General features: G+C 64.7%; 12 protein-coding genes. 10 read left to right on the forward strand and 2 right to left on the reverse strand.

Features of this window, described 5'->3' with window-relative positions:
- The 4 genes from ACVOMM_RS10930 to ACVOMM_RS10945 form a co-directional block, all read left to right on the forward strand.
- Positions 1–382, forward strand: a 382-nt coding sequence (locus ACVOMM_RS10930; protein ID WP_481526235.1) for a DUF2345 domain-containing protein, incomplete at its 5' end; no start/stop codon positions are given.
- Positions 383–386: 4 nt separating this feature from the next.
- The gene (locus ACVOMM_RS10935; protein WP_481526236.1) at positions 387–1292 is read left to right on the forward strand and encodes a DUF4123 domain-containing protein; all 906 of its coding nucleotides are present in this window, start codon (positions 387–389) and stop codon (positions 1290–1292) included.
- Complete coding sequence (locus ACVOMM_RS10940) at positions 1285–4299, forward strand: T6SS effector BTH_I2691 family protein (RefSeq protein WP_481526237.1); 3015 nt, start codon at positions 1285–1287, stop codon at positions 4297–4299. Before ACVOMM_RS10935 ends, ACVOMM_RS10940 begins: the two co-directional genes overlap by 8 nt.
- The gene (locus tag ACVOMM_RS10945; RefSeq protein ID WP_053520405.1) at positions 4299–5240 is read left to right on the forward strand and encodes a DUF6708 domain-containing protein; all 942 of its coding nucleotides are present in this window, start codon (positions 4299–4301) and stop codon (positions 5238–5240) included. Before ACVOMM_RS10940 ends, ACVOMM_RS10945 begins: the two co-directional genes overlap by 1 nt.
- A 50-nt stretch (positions 5241–5290) precedes the next feature.
- On the opposite strand, the gene ACVOMM_RS10950 is transcribed toward ACVOMM_RS10945, so the two are convergent.
- The gene (locus tag ACVOMM_RS10950) at positions 5291–6040 is read right to left on the reverse strand and encodes a hypothetical protein (protein WP_262218316.1); all 750 of its coding nucleotides are present in this window, start codon (positions 6038–6040) and stop codon (positions 5291–5293) included.
- A gap of 209 nt (positions 6041–6249) precedes the next feature.
- On the opposite strand from ACVOMM_RS10950, the gene ACVOMM_RS10955 reads away from it, so the two are divergent.
- From ACVOMM_RS10955 to ACVOMM_RS10980, 6 genes are all read left to right on the forward strand, one after another.
- Complete coding sequence (locus ACVOMM_RS10955) at positions 6250–7119, forward strand: M15 family metallopeptidase (RefSeq protein WP_263174667.1); 870 nt, start codon at positions 6250–6252, stop codon at positions 7117–7119.
- Between the two features lie 105 nt (positions 7120–7224).
- Positions 7225–7485 (forward strand): PAAR domain-containing protein, encoded by a 261-nt coding sequence (locus ACVOMM_RS10960; protein WP_053518398.1) that lies wholly within the window; start codon positions 7225–7227, stop codon positions 7483–7485.
- A 42-nt stretch (positions 7486–7527) separates the two neighbouring features.
- Complete coding sequence (locus ACVOMM_RS10965; protein WP_481526238.1) at positions 7528–8961, forward strand: hypothetical protein; 1434 nt, start codon at positions 7528–7530, stop codon at positions 8959–8961.
- Between the two features lie 16 nt (positions 8962–8977).
- Positions 8978–12679, forward strand: a complete 3702-nt coding sequence (gene tssM / locus ACVOMM_RS10970) for a type VI secretion system membrane subunit TssM (protein WP_263174660.1) — start codon at positions 8978–8980, stop codon at positions 12677–12679.
- A complete protein-coding gene (gene tagF, locus ACVOMM_RS10975; RefSeq protein WP_053518394.1) occupies positions 12676–13659 on the forward strand; it encodes a type VI secretion system-associated protein TagF in 984 nt (327 codons plus the stop codon). Before tssM ends, tagF begins: the two co-directional genes overlap by 4 nt.
- A 2-nt stretch (positions 13660–13661) precedes the next feature.
- Positions 13662–14447, forward strand: coding sequence for an OmpA family protein (locus ACVOMM_RS10980; protein ID WP_111185953.1), 786 nt, complete (start codon positions 13662–13664; stop codon positions 14445–14447).
- Positions 14448–14503: 56 nt separating this feature from the next.
- Here ACVOMM_RS10980 and tssA read toward each other — a convergent pair whose 3' ends face one another.
- Entirely contained in the window at positions 14504–15562 is a 1059-nt protein-coding gene (tssA, locus tag ACVOMM_RS10985; protein ID WP_481526239.1) for a type VI secretion system protein TssA, read from the reverse strand.
- Positions 15563–15583 lie beyond the last annotated feature (21 nt).

Consider the following 15583-nt stretch of genomic DNA (forward strand, 5'->3'; position numbering starts at 1 on the left):
CAGCGGCGAGAGCCCGAACCAGGAGCGCGGCATCGCGCTGCATGCGGCACAGGGCAAGGTGAGTGCGCGTGCGCACAAGAACCAGGCGATCGTGGCGGCCAAGACGCAGGTGCGCATCGCCAGCACCGAAGCGGACGTGCAGCTGTCGGCACCGAGCAAGCACCTGCTGGCGACGGCGGCCGGGGCCTACATCCGGATCGAGGGCGACAACATCGAACTGGGCGCGCCGGGCAAGGTGGAATTCAAGGCGAGCCAGAGGGAATGGCTGGGGCCGGCGAGTGTGCCCGGTGAGGCGACGAAGAACGAAGGGAAGCTCGCCCTGTGCCCGACCAAGGCGGCAAACGCCGAGCGCACGGGTGCGGCTGTCGTGGGAGTGGGCTGATGCCATGAGCTTCTCGCATAGGCACTTTCTTGAACACCCCATTGCGATCATCAGTGAATCCACACTTGGCCTGATCCCACTCCTGGCCCGGTTCCAGTGCCACAGCCTGGAACCGTCGGGACTCGCATTGCCTGCCGGTATCTGCCCGCATCTGGTCGTGCTTGATGACGTGGATGCAGCACTGCGCCTTGCTCTGCTGGACGAGCTGGAACATCTGCATGTGGAGGGAGAGCTGCGTGGGTTGCTGGCATTGCTTGGGAGCAGTGAGTCAGGAGAACGGGTAGCGGCGCACCTGCGCTCGGTAATGCTGAGACGCAAGCCCGGCAGTACGCGCTATTGGCTCCGGCTCCACGATCCGCGTGTATTCATGCATTTTCCCCGCATCCTTGATTCCCTCCAGCTGCGTGATCTGATGGGACCCATCAGCGTATGGTGGTGGCGCGATCCCGACCTCAATCGTTGGGGAAGCATCGACCGCCCAGCGGAAGCAGGACAGCCTGGCCAGGGCTGGACAGAGCGTCAGTGGGATGCAGTCTTCAGGATAGAACTGGTGAACCGTGTTGCGCTCGATGTGGTGCGCGCCGCCCCTCAGATGGCGGCCCATCCAGATCTCCACGAGCGCGCCGACGTGGCCTTGCGAAGAGCGATCGAACTGGAAGCGCTTGTAGTGCCGGAGGACCAGCAGGCATTCGCCGTGGACCATGTGATCCATGGAGAGGTGCTGTTCGCCCACCCGGAAATGCAACGCTGCCTGCGCGACGTTCGCGAGAATGGCGCGACCTACGTCGGCGGTACCGTCGATCTGGACCTGTTCGCGCTCGCACGCGCCACGAATCCAGCAGCCCAGGCCGAACGCCCTTCCGGGCGGCACTGGTCGGAAAATGAAATCAAAGGAGTGAGAGATGTCTGACTTCAAGCCAGGTTGGTATATCGTCTCCGAACCGGATGCCGAGGGACGGACCACGCTCAAGTACTTCGCCGAGCGAGGTCTGGTCACCTGTGAGTGTTACAGCACGAGTGATGGCCGACAGATCTACCTCTGGGGTAACCGTGAGCGCCCGGCGGGACGAAAGGAGTCCTGGAAATCCACCTACAGGTTCGTCGCGACAGACCCCAATGGGCATTGGGACAACGAGAAGATTGCTACCAAGACCAACAAGGGTGCAGGCCAGGGGAAGGCGAAGGCGCTTTCCCCCTGTGAAGACCTGACCAAGCACTGCCCCGCCTGTGACCGGAAAGGCCTGCTGCTCATGCCATTGCGTTATGCAGTCGCGAGGGCGGACGTCAATGGCTGGGCGCAGGCCCCGAAGCTCGCTGGAAGTTTCGCCAGTGGTGGAAGCGCGGTGCCGCTGCCTGGAGCGCTTGCGCAATACACCCTGAGAACAATGCGCGAGGGATACCTGTATGTGTTCAACGAGCGACTGGGTGCCAAGGGGTGGAAGGGCTACCTGGTAGATGCCAAGGGCTATCTTTCCGAGTTCGACGTGCACGCGTCGCAGCCTCCGAGCCTGGAAGCACTGGATAATGCGCCATGCGGTCGCCGAGCGACATCCGAGATGGCGCGCTGCATACCCATTCCTGATGCGCACCTGCCTGGCAAGGTCGGCAACATCTGGATGGCGTTCTGCGATACGCCCTGGACCCCTGCCGTGCTGAAGGAGCACATGGACAAGCCTGCAGTGAGACAGGCGAACATGCGCGTGTTCGATGGTGCCGCGTGGTGCGAGTCCAAAGGCGCAGCAACGCAGTCGCATGCCGCGACCCTTGCCGCGAATCACGCCAGTGTTGCGGAGTTCAAGGTGGGCGGGGATCTGTTCGAGCGGATGATGCAGCCGATCAGCTTTGCCTGGCCGCTCGGGCTCAACGCCGTGCAACAGAACACGTCACCAGCGTTTGCCGACTCATTGAGTCCCTTCATCAGTGCGGTGGGGAAAGTTCCTCAGCTGCTTGAGGCCGCCAGGCAGGCCGGAAAGGATATTCCGGTCGCAATGGTTGCGCTTGAGGATCCAATAGGCATTGCGATGGATCTGAATGCCCAGATCATCCGACGGACCCATGCATGGACCAACGAACCGCTGCGCCGCTGGAAGCGGGAAAGCGCGCAGGCGATCGATGCGCTCGCCATGGCGGTGCGGCACAACGTTGTCCAGCGCACGAGCGAGACACGCTCGGCCGTGGCGGGAATTTTCGGAACATGGTTCCCCGCGCACTCCAGCGCGGTGTACCGCGGACGGAACCCGGGCGAGAAAATGGAGTACGCGGGCTACATTACCGAGGAAGAAGCTGATCGTCTCGGCACGGAAGCCTGGAATAGCGACCATATCGAACTGTTCGACAATGCCAAGAAGAAGAACTACATCGAGGTTGAGTACCCCGCAGAGCTCTCCGCATTCGAGAAGGCAACCATCGAGCCGCTCGATGCTGCGTATCTCTCGTGGATGAAGTCGGATCTTTACAGAAATCACTTCATCTACAATTTCGACAGGCGGAACATCGACAGCGGCGTGGCCTATGTCCACAAGGTGATGCTGGTCATCACCGATGCCACGGCACGCGCCAGCGTTACCCGGTTCCTGATGGATCGCCTTGGTGATGACCCTGAGAAGCCAGGCTCCGTCGAGGTGCGTGCCCTGGCAGCCAATCAGGAGGAGATCATCAAGGGGTGGGCAGCGGCTACCAAGGAGGGGGCCATGAAGAAGGATGGCGTCAGCTGGGCGGATGCGTCCGAGAAGATCTGGGGCGTGTTCAATTCCGTGCTGACCAGTGATGGCTACAAGGCGGCGATGGCTGGTGGCCCTGCGCCGGTTGGCGGAAAGTGGATGGAGGTGGCGATGAATGCCATCGCCAAGTACGCGTTCCAGATCAGCGGCCCGGTGGTCTCGAGACTGAATGGATTCGGCAACGGTGCGGTGGGCTGGGTGGCGGCAAAACTGCCCGAGCGACGCATCATCTCTCTGCTGGGGGCGCTCGCCAAGACGGAGGATCCGAACCGGCGATTGAGGTTGATCGACCTGCGCACGGAGGCGACCCGCAAGCAGGCGACCCGAATGGTGGCCTCCGCGCTGGCAAGCATTTCCGGCGGAAACGAACAGCAGTACCGCAGCGCCGTGCGCGCATCGCTTGATGGAATCCAGGATGCGCAGGGGCGGCGCTATCCGTATCAGGCCCTCATGTTCGTTGACGAGGGCGAAGCACAGCGCCTGACCCAGTTGCGGGGTGCACAGCTCGATGCGCACATTTCCCAGTCGGTGATCGTGCGGCACGAGGAGTTCGATGCGCTGCTGCAACGAAATGTCAGGCGGGTTTTCGATCTTGATTTCAAGGCCGGCGTCGTCTCGAACATCTTTACCGCCTTCAGCCTCGGGCGAGCGTGGGATGAGATGAAGAAGGCGAAGCAGGAAGAGAAGGACGTCAAGATCGTCAACTTCGCAGGTGGCGTCGCGGGATTGACTGGCGGTCTGATGGAGCTGAGCGCAGGTGTGGCGAAGAAGCACCCCTGGTGGGTTGGCACCCACGGCATCAGGTTGCGGGCACTTTCCGGACAGCTGAGCACAAGGGCGGGGCTGCTGGGAGGGCTTGGAAAGTTCCTTGGCGCCGCGGCGGGATTCATTGGCGGCACGCTGAACATCATCGACGGCTATCAGGACATCGGTCTTTCGCGAGGTTATGGCATCTGCATGATTGGCCTTGGTCTGGCCAGCATCATCGCCGCCATCCTGCTGTTCACTACCTTCGCCTTCGTCGGCTTGATCATCGGCCTGGTGGTCGCGATCATCACGTTGATTGTCGGCTACTTCAAGCCGACGAAGATACAGAAGTGGCTTGATGCCTGCTATTTCGGAAAGCACAAGAGCAAGAAATTCGAGGGTCTCCAGCAGGAGACAGAAGGCTTGAAGGCACTGAGTGAGGCGGATTGATGTACAGCGGCTGGATGCGCAGTTTCCCGACGGATCGCTTTCTCTCGGCACAGGAGAGCGCCTCGCGTTTCGATCCTCGGATCGCCGAGGATGTCGCACCTGACGAACGTGCGTCGTTGGTTCATTTCAACTCGACCTACATCGATCTGATCGACCGAAGGTTCCGCCTGCGCGGAATGGTCTCGACCACCATGGTCCTGCTGGGGACGCTGGCCCTGTTCCTGTTCGGTTTCTTCCTGCTTTTCACGCTGGTGATCCCGAACCTGGAAGGCGACTTCTGGGACTGGGTGATGTACGCCATGGTCGGCGTGTGCGTGGTCGGTGCCCCGGTGCTGTTCTGGCACACGACGCTGCGCTACGAGTTCTTCACCTATGTCTGGTATCCGACACGGTTCAACCGGCGCAACCGGACGGTCTACTTCTTCACGGGTGGGGAAGAGGGCGCTGTATCCGTCCCATGGGATGAGGCCGTGTTCTACATCGGGCAGGGGACCAGCCAGGCGTTCCTGCGCGACCTGCGCTGCAGCATCCTCGAGGATCGGGTGATCAAGCGCACCTTCGCGGTGGGCCACTACTTCGATGACGAACAGAAGATCCGCGGCATCTGGGAGTTCATTCGCCGCTACATGGAGCAGGGGCCGGCAGAGGTGGTCGATACCATCGAGGGTCGCCAGATGAATCTGTCCGTGACGCCGTCATGGCGCAACTGCTACCTGTTCGTGGTGGCCAGTCTCGGTCCCAGCCTGCTGGGCGCACGCTTCATCCTGATGCCCTTGCTGCTGCCCCTGGTGTTGTGCCGATGGCTGGTCCTTCGATCCTGCCGCGCGCCCGTGTGGCCACAGTGGGTGGAAGACGAGTGCGCAATCGATGCCAACGATCCTCTTCGGCTCGTGGAACCCGAGGTGATGGCGCAGTTCGAGCCGGATCGGCGTCCGCTCTGAGCGGGCCTCTGCGGCAGCTCCCTGCCTGCGTCAGCAGGCAGGGCTCGGGATCACATCGCCGGGCAGGCCGGATCCTTGCCGCTCACCGCCGCACAGATCCTGCGCCGGCAGTCCACGCCTTTCAGTGAGGTGGGGCTGGGGCAGCTGCGCAGCTGCGCCTGGATGTTGGATTCGGTCGAGGCGGACTTCTTGCTGGCCACGCGCTCGAACGCGGCGCGCTCGTCTTCGGCGCGTTTGCGCTGGTCTGCTTCGATCTGGGCGATCAGATCATCCATGCTCTGAGGCTGGGCCTTGGCTTTTGCCTTGGCCTTGTCCTCTTCCTTGATGATGCCGAGCAGGGTGCCGAGCAGATTTTCATCGCCCTTGCCTGCGGTACCGGCGGCGCGACTGCTGCGTTCACCCGGCTGGGCGCCCCGTGCCCGCGTCGTTGCAGCGGTGCCGGTGGTTGCGGCAGCGCCCGCAGCAGCGGTTGCCGCGTCAGCGGCAGGAGCGGGTGGGCTCCCGGTGGTGGCCGGCAGCGCCGGCTCAGTCGGAGAAGCGGGTGCATCGACGATCATCGCGGCACCTTCACCCGGTGCCACGGACGGGGCGTCCGGGTGCCCGGTCACATGGCCGGTGTCGGGTGTCAGTGAATACTCGGACGGGTCGCTGTAGTCATTACTACCGGACAGACCCCAGGCGGTCAGCCCGGCGATGACGACCACGGCACTGGCCAATGCCAGCCACAGGACCGTACGGCGTTTGCCGCTGGACGGCGCGCGTGCGGCACGTGGCGACGCGGTTGCCTGCCGGCCCTCCATGTCTGCCAGAATACGGCCCGAATTCGGGGCCTGGCCCTTTGCCTGCGCTCCCCCTGAGAGCAGACTTGGCCGATTGATTCCGCCATTATTCAAGTGCATCCAGCCCTTGGTTTGAGTCGGCAACTGCCGAAGCGAATTTGCGCATTCTTAGTGAAAGCGGTTGGGGCGTCAACCAGATCGCGTGTCAGGGAGGACCGGTGTTGCCAATCGTGGTTGCTGCCATTGCCGTCGTACTGTTGGTGGCTGGCGTGTGCTGGGTACTGTTGTTCCCCGAGACGGTCGAATCGTTGCGTCAGGCGATCGCGAAGCGTCTGGGCGGATTCCGTCGTCGGGCGGGGCAGGTCGGTGACCGGGTCGGCCACGGCGCCACCCGCGTGCGCAGTGGGGTTCGTGAAGAGGTCGGAGCCGTGCACGGCGCACTGCGGCGCCACTGGCTCATTCTGGTTGTCGCCGCAGCGTTGCTGCTGATTCCTCCAATTGTGATATTCGTCACGCGGCAGACCGTGGTGCTGGAGGATTTCAGGGGCGATGATCTGGCGGAATCGAGTTCGATGGTCGCCCAGCTGCTACGCGGGGAGCGGCTGACGCCGCCGCCGCCGCCGCCGCCGGAGGTGTTCACCACTGCCGAAGTGCGTCGTCTGCGGCCTGAAATCGTCACGGCTGATCGCAAATGGGGTCAGATCGATCCCGATCTGCAGCAGCGCGTGCTGGCCATCTATGAGGTGATGCGACGCCAGTACGGCTACGAAATGGTGCTGATCGAAGGCTATCGCAGTCCGCAGCGGCAGGCCGAACTGATGGCCGGTGGCAAGGCGACCCGGGCCGGTGCCTGGCAGAGCTGCCACCAGTATGGGCTGGGCGTGGACAGCGCACCCATCCGCGATGGCAAGCTGCAATGGGACATGGAAGATCCGTGGACCCGGCGTGGGTACTTCCTGTACGGCGAGCTGGCTGAACAGGCGGGCCTGGACTGGGGCGGAAACTGGCGGAGCATCAAGGACTATGTTCACGTGGAAATGACGGACCGCTGCCGCGCCGCTCGGGTGGCAAAGCGCGAGGAACTGTCCCGTCAAGGGTGATAACCGCACGGCGGTACTGGTATGGTTACGCCGATGGCCTGCGTCGTCGGGGGAACCGGGGGGCGATGGAACGCCGGGTCACACATGGATCAAGGAGCATGATGGATGGCACGACCGTTTATCGTCGTCGGTGACCCGCTCAGCCACGGAGGGACCGTGGTGGCGGGCACCGGACAGACCGACATCAATGGCAGGCCGGTGGCGCGCGTTGGTGATCGTGCGTTGTGCGCCGTGCACGGCGCCACCACGATTGTCAGTGGCGACGCGACAGTGCTCATCGACGGTCAGCCGGTGGCGCGCGACGGCGACCGCACCGCGTGTGGAGCGACGCTGGTCGCTTCGCAGGCCATGACCGGTCTGCGTTGACCTGCGCGGTCGACAGGAGCAGCGCATGGAGCAGGGCAACTGATGGCAGGATGGCTGGGCAAAGCAGCTTCGGTGGTGATGATCTTCGTCGCCACCTGGGGCGCGACGATTCTCTACTGGCGCAACAGCGGCACGGTACCGACCGGCATGCAGATGCTGGCCTACCTGGGCCTGCTGCCCGTCGGCCTGAGCGGTGCCGGCTTCATGCTGCGTGGCGCCGCGCGCCGTGGCGTCGATGCGGCGCTGGACAAGGCTGCGGCCAACGATGGGGAGCCGACCAAGGGCAAAGGCGAAGCCGTCGCGACGAAGGTGATGCTGCCGCCATCGGTGGCGTTGATTGCCGGTGGCCTCAGGCTGGGTGTGGATCTGGATGCCCAATCATGGCTGGCTGCTGCCGCTGCGCCGCCGCGTCCGACGCTCGATGGCCGCTTCCGCGACAACTACAACCTGCCGGTGCGCATGAGCGCGGCGCAGGACCTCGATGAGTTCCTGGTGCTGCAGGCCCGTCAGGACGGCATCGACACCGCAGCCCACGAACGGCGTGCGCTTGCCCTGCTGCAGCCGGTGCTGGAGGAACTGCTGGAGGCAGCATCCACGGCGCTGCCGGAAATCATGGCTTCCGAGGAAGTGGTGGTGGCCGGTCTGCGGCGTCGCGACGAACAGCGCGTGGAGAACGTACTGAGCGTCGAGCTGCTGGTGCCGGGCAGCTGGTCCGATGCGCTACGTCCGTGGGTGCAGACATGGCTGCTGGAGCAGGCGCGGATGGCAGGCATCGATGCGCGCCGCTTCGATGTCCGGGTCACCTCGCTGGACGGCGCACGCGAGGTGTGGCCGCACCTGCAACGGGTGATCGACGCACTGGATCAGGGCGAGCCACGCTGGCACCTGCTGGTGTCCGCGTCTTCTTCGATCGATGCCGCCATCGTTTCCTCATGGCAGTCCTCCGGTGTGCTGGCAACCGCACAGAATCCGGATGGCCGCGTACCGGGCGAGGGTGCCGCCGGCGTCCTGCTGGCGAGCCGGGGCGTTGCCCATGAAGGCGACGCGCGGCTGTGGCGCCCGCAACTGGTACGCGCCGAGCAGATCGAGGCGACCCGGCCGGCCGAACAGCGCCGTCAGCTGGCGACGCTCGCTGCGCAGTGGCAGCAGACGCTGGGCCTGGAGGGCGCACAGGCCCAGTTCGTGCTGCATGATGCCGATCACCGGGGCGATCTGATGGTCGATGCCGCCGCCATCACGGCGTCGCTGGCTCCCGACCTGGACTTCAGTCCGCAGAGCCTGGCGCTGGCGATCAGCGCAGGCGAACTGGGCCCGGTGCTGCCGTTGGCGCAGCTGGCACTGGCCCGCGCACAGCTTGACCGCCAGGCCGAGCCGGTGCTGTTGCTCGGCGTGGCCGACAACCAGCAGCGACTCTTCGGCCTGGTCGACCCTCTTCCTTCCCCGACGCAGGCGGCCGATGCGCCGTCGGCCCCCTGACTTCCTGGATCCCTGCATGAGTTTGAGCAATTTCAGCTACTACCTGCGCGACTACCGTCTCTGGATGGTGCTCGGCCTGGTCGGTGCCGCTGCGCTGGCCCACTACGGTGAGGCCGAAGCACGACAGATCGGCATCTGGGTGGCCATCGTGCTGGCCGGCCTGCTGGTGCTGGCGCTGCTGGTCTGGATCGTGAAGCGGATCCTGGCCCGTCGCGCGGCCAAGCGCGTGGAGGCGATGGTCAAGGATGAGGCGGACAAGGCGGTAGCCACCGCTCAACCCGCCCAGCGTGCCGATACCGAGGCGCTGCGCACGCGCATGATGGACGCGGTCAAGCAGATCAAGTCCTCGCGGATGGGCGTGCTGAAGGGCAACGCCGCGCTGTACGAGCTGCCGTGGTACGTGATCATCGGCAATCCGGCTGCGGGCAAGAGTACGGCCATCCTCAATTCCGGCCTGCAGTTCCCGTTCGAGGACAACCGCGGCAACGTGGTGCAGGGCATCGGTGGTACCCGCAACTGCGACTGGTACTTCACCACCAACGGTATCGTGCTCGACACCGCTGGCCGCTACTCGGTCAGCGTCGAGGACCGCATGGAGTGGCTGACCTTCCTCGGCCTGCTGAAGAAGAACCGCCCGCGCGCACCGATCAACGGCGTGATCATCGCCGCCAGCCTGGCCGAGCTGTCCGGCAGCAAGCCGGAGTTCGCGATCGAGCTGGCCAAGAACCTGCGCCAGCGCGTGCAGGAAATCACCGAGCGGCTGGAAGTGTTCGCGCCGGTGTATGTGCTGTTCACCAAGGCCGACCTCATCGCCGGTTTCAGCGAGTTCTTCCGCAACCTCGATCCCGGCGAGCGCGAGCATGTGTGGGGTGCGACGCTGCCGTTCGACGTGCATCAGCAGGGCGACGCGCTGGCGGCATTCGACAGCCATTTCGACGAGCTGGCCGAAGGCATCAAGGAAATGAGCCTGACCCACATGGCGATGCAGCGTGGCCGTGAAGTCTCGCCTGGGCTGCTGTCGTTGCCGCTGGAGTTCGTCGGCATCAAGCCGGCGCTGCGCACCTTCATCGCTACGCTGTTCGAGGACAACCCCTACCAGTTCAAGCCGGTGTTCCGTGGCTTTTACTTCTCCAGCGCACTGCAGGAAGGCCGTTCGGTGCATCACGCGTCTGAGCGCGTCGGCCGCCAGTTCAACCTGGAGCGCGGGTCCAATGTCGACGAGGCGCCGACCGGCCATACCGCGTTCTTCCTCAAGGACCTGTTCCGCAAGGTGATCTTCGCCGACAAGGAACTGGTCCGGCAGTATTCCAGCCCGCACCAGAACCGGCTGCGCTATGGCGTGTTCCTGGGCGCGGTGGGTGTGCTGGCGCTCGCGCTGGGCCTGTGGACCTGGTCGTACACCACCAATGCCCAGCTGGTGGCCAATGCCACCAAGGATCTGGATCAGGCCGTGCGCGTGCAGAAGGACCGCATGGACCTGAAGTCGCGTATCGATGCCTTGCTTCTGCTGCAGGATCGCATGGAGCAGCTGGACCGTTATGGCAAGGAAGGCGGCATCACCACCCATCTGGGCCTGTACCAGGGCACCGCGATCCGCGAGAAGCTGCTGCGTGAGTACAACCACGGCATGCAGCAGGTGATGCTGGCGCCGACCGTCTCCAATCTGGAGAACTATCTCGGCCAGGTGGTCGCCGAGCGCGACAAGCTTGGCCAGGGCAGCAGCGCTGCCGCCGAGAGCGAGGTGCTGTATCAGAACGCATCGCCGACCAGTACCAACGATGCGTACAACGCACTGAAGACCTACCTGATGCTGGGTAACCCGAAGTACGTCGAAGGTGCTCACCTGTCGCAGCAGCTGACCCTGTTCTGGCGCACCTGGCTGGAGGCCAACCGCGGCCAGATGAGCCGTGAGGAGATGGTGCGCGCGGCCGAGAAGCTGATGACCTTCTACGTGGCGCAGGCGGGCCAGCCCAGCTGGCCGCAGATACAGAACAAGGTCACGCTGGTGTCCGACACGCGCCAGGCGCTGGGGCAGGTGATGAAGGGGCAGCCGGCGATGGAGCGCGTGTACGCGCAGATCAAGGCGCGTGCCGGCGCCCGCTTCGGAACCACCACCGTCGACAGCCTGGTGGGTGTGGAGCGCAACGGGCGCCTGATCAACGGCAGCTATGCGATTTCCGGTGCGTTCACGCGCAAGGCGTGGGAAGAGTACGTAAAGGATGCGATCAAGGAAGCAGCCAATACCCAGCTGAGCACCACCGACTGGGTGCTGGGTACCACCGAGCAGAGCGATCTGTCGCTGGCCGGCAGCCCCGAGCATGTCTCGCGCGAGCTGGTGACCCTGTACAAGAACGACTACGCGCGCGAGTGGAGCAAGTTCGTGCAGGGCCTGAGCGTGGCCGAGTTCAGTACGTTCGACGAGGCGGTGGCCCGCATCAACAAGCTGGGTGATCCCGGCAACTCGCCGCTCCGTGTTCTGCTGGAGCGCATCAACGAGGAGACGGTATGGGACAACCCGCCGGCGCAGGCGCGTTCGAGCAAGGCGCGCAAGGGCTTCGTGGCCTGGTTCCAGCGCACCATCCTGCGCAAGGACCCGGCAGCGACGGCCGCCGCGCAGCCGGTGGGTCCGATCGGCAAGGCGTTCGAAGGCATCGCGCGGCTCACCAGTGAGCGCGGCGATCAGCCGGCAGTGATCACGGCCTACTTCGAGACACTGGGCAAACTGCGTGCGCGCCTGAATGCCATCAAGAGCCAGGGCGAAATCGGCGTGGGCACCCGCAAGCTGATGCAGGACACCTTCAGCAATGAAGGCTCCGAACTGAGCGCGGGCCTGGCGCTGGTCGACGAGCAGGTACTGACCGGGCTGGACGAGAAGCAGCGTGAAGCCCTGCGCCCGCTGCTGCTGCGCCCGTTGACCCAGACCTTCAGCGCCCTGATCCCGCCGACCGAAGATGAGGTCAACAAGACCTGGAAGGCGCAGGTCTATGACCCGTTCAAGGCACGCATCGGGCAGCAGTACCCGTTCAACCTCAACTCGGATGTGGATGCCGCACCGAGCGACATCGCCGGCATCTTCGGTGCCAGTGGCAGCATTGCCGCCTTCAACAAGGACGCGCTCGGCACGCTGGTGATCCAGCGCGGTCCGCTGCTGGAGACCCGCCGCTGGGCAGGACAGGGTGTGAACCTGTCGGCTGAGCTGGTTGCCAACTATGGCAACTGGGTGAGCGGCTCTGCCGCCGGCGCGGCGCAGGACACCACGATCTTCGAGATCCTGCCGTCGCCGGCTGCCGGCGCGCTGGAGTACAGCATCGAGATCGATGGCCAGGTGCTTCGTTATCGCAATACCCCGCCGCAGTGGACCACCATGCAGTACCCGAACGCGGGTCAGGTGCCGGGCGTGAAGATCACGGCGGTGACCGGCGATGGTCGTACCGTGGAGGTATTCAGTGCACCGGGCGCGAACGGCTTCAACCGCCTGATGGCCGAAGGCGAATACGAGCGCCTGGATGATTCCAGCCGTATCACCTGGAACGGCAATGGTGTGGCCGTGACGGTGGAAATGCGCATCGTCCGCCGGGCCGGCAGCGGCAGCGAGGGTGGTGGCGACTGGCAGCGCGGCCTGCAGCTTCCCGAGCGGGTGGCCGGTGGTACCCCTGCCGCGCCCGCGCCGGCGGCCACCGCGCCTGCTGCGGCGCAGACCACGGGAGGTGCGCAATGAGCCGCGTCGTCAGTGCCGGAGTTTCGTACTTCGGCAAGGTGCCCTCGCGCGGTGATTTCGTCCGTGCGGCCGACAATCACCAGCTGCTGGGCTGGCTGGACCGGTGGGCAGGCGAGAGCCTGGAACTGCTGAGCCAGAGCCCGGACTGGAAGCAGCGCTACGACGAGGCACCGGAGATCCACTACGCTTTCCTGGGTTCTCGCAGCAAGATGGTGCTGTGCGGGCACTTCCTGGCTAGCCGCGATTCCTCCGAACGCCGCTTCCCGCTGCTGTCCGCGCTGCGCCTGGATGCGCCGGAACCGTTGCCGTTCATCGGCCGCAGCCCGCTGGCGATGTCCAACGCCTGGTCCGGACTGGCCCGCCTGGCACGCCAGGCCTACCAGGAAAGCGACGCGGCGCAGGCGCTGGCGCAGCTGGCGGACGCACGTTTCAGCATCAGCACCGATCCCGGTGACTACAACGGCAGCTTCCAGGACTTCCTGGAGAGCACCTCGGTGGCAGACCTCGAGTCGCGCCTGCGCGATTCCGGTCACGGCGAGGTGGCGCTGCGACAGGTGCTGCCGGCACTGGGCCTGCTGCTGCAGCCGGTGCTCAGCGGGGGCGATGTCAACATCGACAAGGCGCTGGTGTTTCCGCTGGTCCGTGACCCGGCCTATCGCCCACTGGTGGCGGCATTCTGGCTGGATCTGCTGTCCAGCTTCGTCTCCCGCGGCGATTTCGAACTGGCGGTGCTGATCCGCAACGACGCTGCGCCGAGCATGATCGTCGGTTTCAACGGCGCCGACCGCCAGGTGCTGCGTGCGGTGCTGGACCCGGCGGAAGCCGGCGACTTCCTGATCCGGATCCAGCATTCGGAATGGGTGGACGACTATCTGCGCGGCGATTACAACCTCAACCGCTTCGGCAGCTTCCTCGACCGTGACGATCTGGCCCTGGCCACCGCACGCAAGCTGTTCGGCGAGACTTTCTTGGGAACCTGATGATGCGCTTGTGCAACCCTCTCTCCCTTGCGTTGCCGCTGCTGCTCGCAGCCGTGCCGCTGGCCGCGCAGAACGCGCCTGCTGCGGCACAGGCTGCCACCGAACGACCGGTGGTGATCGAAGGCGTGGTGCCTGACCAGGCGACCAAGGCCAAGCTGCTGAACAATCTGCGTGCCGTGTATGGCGCCGAGCGCGTGGTCGACCGCATCCAGGTCGAGACGATCGCGACCCCGCCGAACTGGGGCGATTACGTGGCGGGCATGATCAATCCCGGCTTGAAGCGGGTGTCGCCCGGCAAGCTGGAAGTGAACGGACAGGCAGTGCGGATCACCGGTGAGGTCGGCAACGAAGCGCTGCGGCAGCAGGTGGCCAGCGACCTGAGTCTGGCCAGCAATACCAGTTACACCGTGACCAACGCGCTGAAGGTCGGCTCGCAGCAGAACGTGCTGGACCAGACGCTGGCCAACCGCATCATCGAATTCCAGAGTGGCAGTGCGCGTCTGACCCCGTTTGGCATGAGCATCCTCGACGAGATGGTCGCCAAGATGGCGCAGATGCCGGACAGCCGTTTCCTGATCATCGGCCATACCGACAATGTCGGGCAGCGCGAATCGAACCTGGCGCTCAGCCACGCGCGTGCGCTGTCGGTGAAGAACTACATGGTGTCCAAGGGCATTCCGGGCAGCCACATGGATGTCGTCGGCAAGGGACCGGACGAGCCGGTGGCGGACAACACCAGCAACGATGGCCGCGCACGCAATCGGCGCATCGAGTTCAAGATCCAGTAAACATGACGGGGATCGGGCCAGACCCGATCCCCGCATGAGCGGGATCCGCAGGCAGATCAGTCTTCTGGATTGACGTCCAGCATCTCTTCCATCTGTTCCAGCGTGCCGTGGTCCTTGATGACGCGCTTGAGCCAGACATGCAGCGGCATCTCGCCCCAGCGTGCGGCCTTCTCGGCGAGATAGGCCACGGGGCTGTGCGGTTCGGTCCGACGGAAGAACTCAGCGACCTGGCGCAGCTGCTGCAGCGCTTCCTTGCGCGAGCCGGGTGCACCCGCAGGGCCACGCGGTGCTGTTACCGGGGCCGCTTCGGACGGGGGCGCCTCATGGCCGAACGATGCATCTTCAAAATCGTCGGAGGAGGCTTCGGTTTCACCATCGAGCAACACCCCGGCTTCGCGTGCGAAACGCAGCACGGTGCGCTGCAGGTGTTCAAGCTGCTCACGCACCGCGCTGAAGCTTGGGCCATCCAGCCCCAGGCGGTTGTCGACCGCGGCCTGCAGTTCGGCCAGGGCCTGGCTGCAGTCGGGCAGGTCGTCGGCCAGCTGCCGGTAGAACCCGTGCTGGGTATCGCGGCGGGCGGCAGTGAGAATGTCCAGGCCAGGGCGGCCGTCATCCTCTTCGCCGCTGTTGGCACGGGCATGGGCATGCTCGAAGTCGGCGAGGCTGAAACGCCCCTGCGGCGCGACGGCAATCGGCACGGAGCGCAGCCATTGCAGCGAGTTGGTCAGCAACCAGCTCAGGTTGCCGATGCGCTCTTCAAAATCGCCGTCAGGTGCCTGCGGATGCACGTCATCCCAGTAGCGGTCGCACAGGCCGGCGGTGAGCCGGTAGCCAGCGGCGAGGCCCTGGAATCCTTCCAGCTGGGTGGCGGCTTCGCTGAGCCAGCCTGCCAGCCGCAGGTCCTTGGTCCGGGTCTGCAGCAGGTCGGTGGCATCGCGCAGCACGCTGCTCCAGTCAGCGTACTTGATGTCGGTCTGCCACGCCCCCTGGTCCAGGGTCGGGTCGTCGGCACGACGGTTTTCGATGATCCGATCGAATTCAGCCGAGAACGACAGGTCTTCACCGGTCGGGGCGTGTTCCGAAATCGGGGCCAGCAGGGCTTCCTGATCCAGCATGGCGGGTCTCGTTGGGGACTG

The sequence above is a fragment of the Stenotrophomonas sp. STEN009 genome (assembly GCF_056760395.1).